The sequence below is a fragment of the Parvibaculum sp. genome (genome assembly GCF_049672805.1).
Classification (GTDB): domain Bacteria; phylum Pseudomonadota; class Alphaproteobacteria; order Parvibaculales; family Parvibaculaceae; genus Parvibaculum.
In genome coordinates this window covers 1-6,280 of the sequence record NZ_JBATWS010000276.1, presented here as the reverse complement: position 1 = coordinate 6,280, position 6,280 = coordinate 1, and the positions used below count along the sequence as shown (strand labels likewise).

The following is a 6,280-nucleotide window of genomic DNA, read 5'->3' as shown; positions in this document are numbered from 1 at the left end:
CATGGAAGGGGCTCGGCAGCTCATAGCGCACGCCAGCCACCGTCACCTGCTTCTCCTGCATGGCCTGCAGGAGCGCGGACTGCGTGCGCGGGCTTGCGCGGTTGATTTCGTCCGCCATCAGCAACTGGCAGAAAACCGGACCCTTGATGAAGCGGAAGCTGCGATGGCCCTGATCTGATTCTTCCAGCACTTCGGAGCCCAGAATATCGGCCGGCATCAGGTCCGGCGTGAACTGGACGCGCTTGTCATCCAGCCCCAGCACTTGCCCCATCGTGTGGACGAGCAGCGTTTTCGCCAGACCCGGCACGCCCACAAGAAGCGCATGGCCGCCTGCCAGCACCGTTACCAGCGTCTGATCGATGACGGATTCCTGCCCGAAAATCACCTCACCAAGCGCTTCGCGCGCATTGGCAATCTTGGCGCCCGTTTCCTCGATTTCCCGGACGGCAGCGCCGTCGGCTTCACTGACTGTCTGCATTGACCTACATATTGGGGAGGGGCGGAGTTCGGCTCCGCCGCCGTGCCACATCCCTGTTTCGTGTCGCGCCGCCATTGGCGCGGGCCTTAGTGACGATAATATGGCCGGATTCAGGGGTCTGGGCCACGAAATCGCTGTTCTGCTTTGCAAGAGGAGATGAATTATGGCCGCCGTGACCGGAAAGACAGCCGCAAAAGCGGAAAAGACCGGCGCGGGCGATGCGCCGGGCGGACTGAAAGGCCTTGCTGCCGCCGAGGAGGCGGGCAAGAAGGCACGCGGGCTTCCCCCGGTCCATCTCTGGAATCCGGAGTTTTGTGGCGATCTCGATATGCGCATCGCCCGGGATGGCACCTGGTTCTATATGGGCACCCCCATCGGCCGCGAGCGGCTGGTGCGGCTGTTTTCGACCATCCTCCGCCATGATGAGGACGGGAAATATTATCTCGTCACGCCGGTCGAGAAGGTTGGCATCAAGGTGGATGATGCGCCTTTCGTGGCCGTCGCCATGAAGGTGGAAGGCGAGGGGCGCGATCAGGTGCTGACCTTCACCACCAATGTCGGAGACGAAACGGTAGCAGGCCCCGACCATCCGCTGCACTTCGAATTCGACAGGGAGACGGGCGAGCCCGCCCCTTACGTTCATGTCCGCGCAAGGCTTGATGCTCTCATCAACCGCGCGACCTTCTATGACCTCGTGGAGCTTGGCACCGAGGAAGAGCATGAGGGCCGTAAATGGTTCGGTGTCTGGTCCGGCGGTGTATTTTTCCCTTTCCAGCCTGCCGATGAAGTGGCGTTTTGATGGAGCGCCACGCGCGGGGAGCTGACCGGTCACTATGAAAAACTATCGCGATCTCATTCTGTCCCGCACAGACCGGGAGCCGCCGCCGCTTGCGGCACTTCTCGCCGCAAACGGGCTGCCGGGCCTGCGCGGGGACCATGACCTCAATCCGCCCGCAAGAGAAACATCGGAAACGAATGTCTGGGTGGAGCCGGAGGATCGTGTGTCGCTGCGCGCGGCTGCCGTGCTGGTCGGCGTGGTCGAGCATCATCATGGGCCGCATGTGCTGCTGACGCGGCGGGCCGATCATCTGGGAACACATTCGGGCCAGGTCGCCTTTCCGGGCGGCAAGATCGATCCGGGCGAAACGCCTGCCGAGGCCGCCATACGCGAGGCGGAGGAGGAGGTGGGGCTGGACCCCGCCCATGTGGAAGTGGTCGGCTATCTTGACCCCTACGAGACGGGAACCGGCTTTCGCATTCTTCCGGTGGTTGCGTTTGTCCGGCCGGGCTTCACCCTCGCCATTTCACCTGATGAAGTGGCGGAGGCTTTCGAAGTCCCGCTTGCCTTCCTTATGGACCCGAGGAATCACGAGCGCCACAACGTCATGTGGCGGGGAAAACGGCGGGAATATTACGCCATGCCCTATAACGGCCATTACATATGGGGCGCGACGGCAGGTATGCTGAAAAACATGTATGATCGGCTTTATGGCGACTGAATGCCTCATGGGTGCGCCATGAGACACGCCGTAATAATAGTGCCCCTGGTGTCGAGAGTAGTGAGGAACGTTCATCAATGAGCGCCGAAAAAGAACTGGCCAGCGCCGCATGGCTCAACGAACCCGGCACAAAAGCCGTGATGGAAGCGCTTCTCGCAGATGGCGGCGCTGCGCGTTTCGTCGGCGGCTGTGTGCGCAATGCCCTGATGCGCGTTCCTGTCACGGATGTGGACATCGCCACGACTCATACGCCTGAAAAGGCTCAGGCGCTGCTGGAGGCGAAGGGAATCAAGGTCGTGCCGACCGGGCTAAAGCATGGCACCATCACTGCCGTCACCGCGACGCGTCATTTTGAAATCACCACGCTGCGCGTCGATGTGGCGACAGATGGCCGCCGTGCTGATGTTGCCTTCACGCAGGACTGGGAAGCCGATGCCGCGCGGCGCGACTTCACCATGAACGCGCTTTACTGCGATGCGGATGGCACCGTTCATGACCCGCTGGGCGGGCGCGAGGATGTCGAGGCGCGTCGCGTTCGCTTTATTGGCGATGCGCATCAGCGCATTGAGGAAGATTATCTCCGTATCCTGCGTTTCTTCCGCTTTCATGCCTATTACGGCAAGGGAGAGCCGGACAGTGCCGGTCTTCGCGCCTGCGCGGAAAAGCGCGAGGGGTTGCGCCAGCTTTCGGGTGAGCGCGTGCGGGACGAGCTTCTGAAAATCGCAACGGCGGATGCCGCAGGCGCTGCCTTCCGCCAGATGGCAGCGGCGGGCATCCTCGCCATCGTTCTGCCGGAAGCAAGCCGCCTCGACCGCCTCGAACGCCTCGTTGAAATCGAAACGCAACAGCTCTTCCTGATGGGGCCTGATCCGCTTCTGCGTCTTGCGGCCATGGTTGATCTCGATGCAGCGGGTGTCGTCTCGCTTGCGGAGCGCCTGAAGCTCTCCAACAAGGACAAGGAGCGGCTGACCGGCATTTTCACCGACAAGACGAAGATCGTCTGCTACCTCTCCATGCGCGAAGTGCGCCGCGCGCTCTATCTGATGGGCCGCCAGCTTTTCCGCGACCGTGTGACGCTCGGCTGGGCAGACGAACGCCCTGGGCGCAATGCCTTCCAGTGGCGCGCGCTGCTTGCACTGGCTGATAGCTGGCAAAAGCCGGAACTGATGCTCACCGGCGAGATGATAAAGGCTGCCGGTGTTCCCGAAGGCCCGGAAATCGGCCGTGTGCGGAGGGAAGTCGAGGAATGGTGGATCGACAGCGATTTCATCGATGACGAATTCTCGATCATCGAGCGCCTGAAGGCGATTGTGCAGGCAACCATCTACTAGGCGCGAGGAGGGGGCATGATCCGCAAGGCTCTTTTGGCGGCTCTTGTCGCGCTTCCTCTTGCGTCCTGCGGGAATGAAGAGGCGGGCGGAGATACGGCGTCCGCCATCTCCGCTTTTTACGACATCGTGCTGAGCGAGCGGCAGGGCGGTGTACCAGACATGGAAATGCGCACCCGTCTGCGTCCCGTCATATCGCCGGAACTCGACAGGCTGCTTGGGCAGGCCGCAGAAGCCGAACGTCGCCACACCATACGCACGAATAATTCGGAGCCGCCCTACCTGCAGGGCGATATCTTCTCCTCGCTCTTCGAAGGGGCAACCGCCTATAAGCCCGGTGCCTGCACAACCGAACGCGACGAGACACTCGCCTGCACCGTGTTGCTTTCCCATGAAAGCGAAGGTGAGGTGTTTGAGTGGGAGGATCGTGTTCTGCTCACACTTTCCGCCAATGATGCGGGCACCTTTCTCGTTGATGACATTGCCTATGGCGGGGACTGGGACTTTGCCTCTCGCGGCACGCTGAAAGCCTCGCTGCGCGCGGTCATCGCGCAAGAGGAATAGCTGCCACGGGCTGCGACATAATTCCCCTGCGACATTTGTGGGCATGTTCCACGCGCGTCCCGCAGCCTAGCGTCTTGCCATGCGCGACACACTTATCAAGCGGTACGGGGTTGCCGTGCCGCGTTACACGTCCTATCCGACAGCACCGCATTTCTCCCCTGCGGTGAGTGGCGAGACTTATGCAGGCTGGCTCGGCGCGCTTGATCCTGCTGCACCCCTCTCGCTCTATCTCCACATCGCCTATTGCGCCGAGATGTGCTGGTTCTGCGGCTGCCACACAAAGGCAACGCGGAAATACGCGCCGGTGGCCGACTATCTCGACGCGCTGCTTGCCGAGGCGGACCTTGTAGCGAGGCATCTGCCCGCGCGCATGGGTGTCGAGCATATCCATCTCGGTGGCGGCAGCCCGACCCTGCTGACGCCGGATGATTTCGCCCGTACGCTGGCGACGCTGCGGCGCCATTTTGATTTGCTGCCAGGCGCAGAAATCGCTGTCGAGCTTGATCCGCGCACGGCGGATGAAGCCTATGTCGCCGCCATGGCGGAAGCGGGGGTGACGCGCGCTTCCATCGGCGTGCAGGATTTCGAGCCGCGTGTGCAGCACGCGATCAACCGCATTCAGCCCTATGATGTCACGGCGCGCGTGATCCACTGGCTGCGCGCACATGGCATCACCGCCATCAATATGGATCTCTGCTACGGCCTGCCATATCAGACGGTCGATACGCTTCTTGCGACCGTGGACAAGGCAGCCGAGCTTGCTCCCGCTCGCATCGCGCTTTTCGGTTATGCGCATGTGCCCTGGATGAAGCCGCATCAGAAGCTCATCCCGGAAGAGTCTCTCCCCGGCCTTTCCGAACGCTGGGCGCAATGTGAGGCTGCGGCCGCACGGCTTGTCGAGCATGGCTATGTCCCGGTCGGCCTCGACCATTTCGCGCTGCCGGATGATGCCATGGCAAAGGCGCAGGCAGCGGGGAAGCTCCATCGCAATTTTCAGGGTTACACGACCGACAAGGCCCCCGTTCTGATCGGCCTTGGCGCGTCTGCCATCGGCGCCCTGCCGCAAGGCTATGTCGCAAATGAACTCGCGATTGATCGTTACAAGGCCACTGTGCGCGAAGGTCGCCTGTCAATCACGCGCGGCATCGCCCTCTGCGACGAAGATCGTCTGCGCCGCGCCATCATCGAGCGGCTGATGTGCGACATGAGCGTCGATCTCGACGATATCGCGCGGCTCTATGAAACGGATACCGGAGCCTTCACCGAAGAACTCGAAGCCCTCGCCCCGCTGGAAGCAGACGGCATCGTGAAACGCGAAGGCCACCGCCTCCAGATGACAGAAGAAGGCCGCCCCCTCGTCCGCGCCGTCTGCGCGGTATTCGACATCTACCTCGCCAGAGGCACGGCGCGGCATTCGGTGGCGGTCTGAATGTCAGAACCATCCTCCCGCAAAGGGAGGGTGGATGTCAGACAAACATCTCGATCCCTCACGGCCACTTCACCGTCGGTGGCATGGACGACAGGATCGAGTTCACATTCCCGCCCGTTTTCAGGCCGAACACCGTGCCGCGATCATAGAGCAGGTTGAACTCCACATAGCGGCCACGGCGGATGAGCTGTTCTTCGCGCTCTTCTTCCGTCCACGGTTCATTCATGTGGCGGCGCACGAGTTCCGGGTAGATTTCAAGAAAAGCGCGGCCCACATCCTGCGTGAAGGCGAAATCGGAGTCCCAGTCGCCGCTGTTCAGATGGTCATAAAAAATCCCGCCCGTGCCGCGCGGTTCATTGCGGTGGGGCAGGAAGAAATATTCATCGCACCATTTCTTGAAGCGCGGATAATAGTCCGCATCATGCTTGTCGCAGGCGCGCTTGTAGGCGGCGTGAAAATCAACCGTATCGGGATGATCGGCGCGCCGCTGCACATCAAGCACGGGCGTGAGATCGCCGCCGCCGCCAAACCAGCTCTTCGTCGTATAGACATGCCGCGTATTCATATGCACGGCCGGCACGCGCGGGTTCTGCATATGGGCAATAAGGGAAATGCCGCTCGCCCAGAAGCGCGGGTCTTCTTCCGCGCCCTGCATCTGCTTGCGGAAATCCTCCGAGAACTCGCCATAGACCGTCGAGATATGCACACCAACCTTTTCGAAGACACGGCCATGCATGATCGACATTTCGCCGCCGCCTTCCTCCTGCGTGCCGTCGCCCCGCTTCCACAGCGTGCGGACGAAGCGCCCGGCGGGCCTGTCCGCGAAGTGGCCGGTCAGCTCATCTTCCAGCTTCTCGAATTCGGCGCAGATCAGGTCACGCAATTCGCGGAACCAGGCCTCGGCCCGGGCCTTTCGCTCAGCGATCGTCTTGTCGTCGGTCATGGTCATTTCTTCTTGCTGGATTTCACCACGCCCTTACTT

7 protein-coding genes are annotated in these 6,280 nt (G+C 61.6%); 5 read left to right on the top strand and 2 right to left on the bottom strand.

Annotated features, from left to right (window positions below):
* On the bottom strand, positions 1 to 478 hold a 478-nt coding region (locus tag WBF74_RS08920; RefSeq protein ID WP_424438350.1), incomplete at its 3' end, for an AAA family ATPase.
* Between the two features lie 160 nt (positions 479 to 638).
* On the opposite strand from WBF74_RS08920, the gene WBF74_RS08915 reads away from it, so the two are divergent.
* The 5 genes from WBF74_RS08915 (at position 639) to hemN (ending at position 5,298) form a co-directional block, all read left to right on the top strand.
* Positions 639 to 1,277: a DUF1285 domain-containing protein gene (locus tag WBF74_RS08915; RefSeq protein ID WP_424438356.1), complete on the top strand. Its 639-nt coding sequence runs from the start codon at positions 639 to 641 to the stop codon at positions 1,275 to 1,277.
* 34 nt (positions 1,278 to 1,311) lie between these two features.
* Positions 1,312 to 1,977 (top strand): CoA pyrophosphatase, encoded by a 666-nt coding sequence (locus WBF74_RS08910; protein ID WP_424438347.1) that lies wholly within the window; start codon positions 1,312 to 1,314, stop codon positions 1,975 to 1,977.
* Positions 1,978 to 2,054: 77 nt separating this feature from the next.
* A complete protein-coding gene (locus WBF74_RS08905; RefSeq protein ID WP_424438344.1) occupies positions 2,055 to 3,308 on the top strand; it encodes a CCA tRNA nucleotidyltransferase in 1,254 nt (417 codons plus the stop codon).
* A 15-nt stretch (positions 3,309 to 3,323) separates the two neighbouring features.
* Entirely contained in the window at positions 3,324 to 3,869 is a 546-nt protein-coding gene (locus WBF74_RS08900) for a hypothetical protein (RefSeq protein WP_424438341.1), read from the top strand.
* A gap of 79 nt (positions 3,870 to 3,948) precedes the next feature.
* Positions 3,949 to 5,298: an oxygen-independent coproporphyrinogen III oxidase gene (hemN, locus tag WBF74_RS08895; protein ID WP_424438338.1), complete on the top strand. Its 1,350-nt coding sequence runs from the start codon at positions 3,949 to 3,951 to the stop codon at positions 5,296 to 5,298.
* Between the two features lie 58 nt (positions 5,299 to 5,356).
* Here hemN and hemF read toward each other — a convergent pair whose 3' ends face one another.
* On the bottom strand, positions 5,357 to 6,262 hold the full coding sequence (gene hemF, locus WBF74_RS08890; RefSeq protein ID WP_424438353.1) for an oxygen-dependent coproporphyrinogen oxidase: 906 nt from the start codon (positions 6,260 to 6,262) through the stop codon (positions 5,357 to 5,359).
* Between the last annotated feature and the right edge of the window lie 18 nt (positions 6,263 to 6,280).

Bases quoted from the DNA above. Each gene is read 5' to 3' on its own strand.
- WBF74_RS08910 (WP_424438347.1), top strand. From the start codon at position 1,312: ATGAAAAACTATCGCGATCTCATTCTGTCCCGCACAGACCGGGAGCCG.
- WBF74_RS08905 (WP_424438344.1), top strand. From the start codon at position 2,055: ATGAGCGCCGAAAAAGAACTGGCCAGCGCCGCATGGCTCAACGAACCC.
- WBF74_RS08900 (WP_424438341.1), top strand. From the start codon at position 3,324: ATGATCCGCAAGGCTCTTTTGGCGGCTCTTGTCGCGCTTCCTCTTGCG.
- hemN (WP_424438338.1), top strand. From the start codon at position 3,949: ATGCGCGACACACTTATCAAGCGGTACGGGGTTGCCGTGCCGCGTTAC.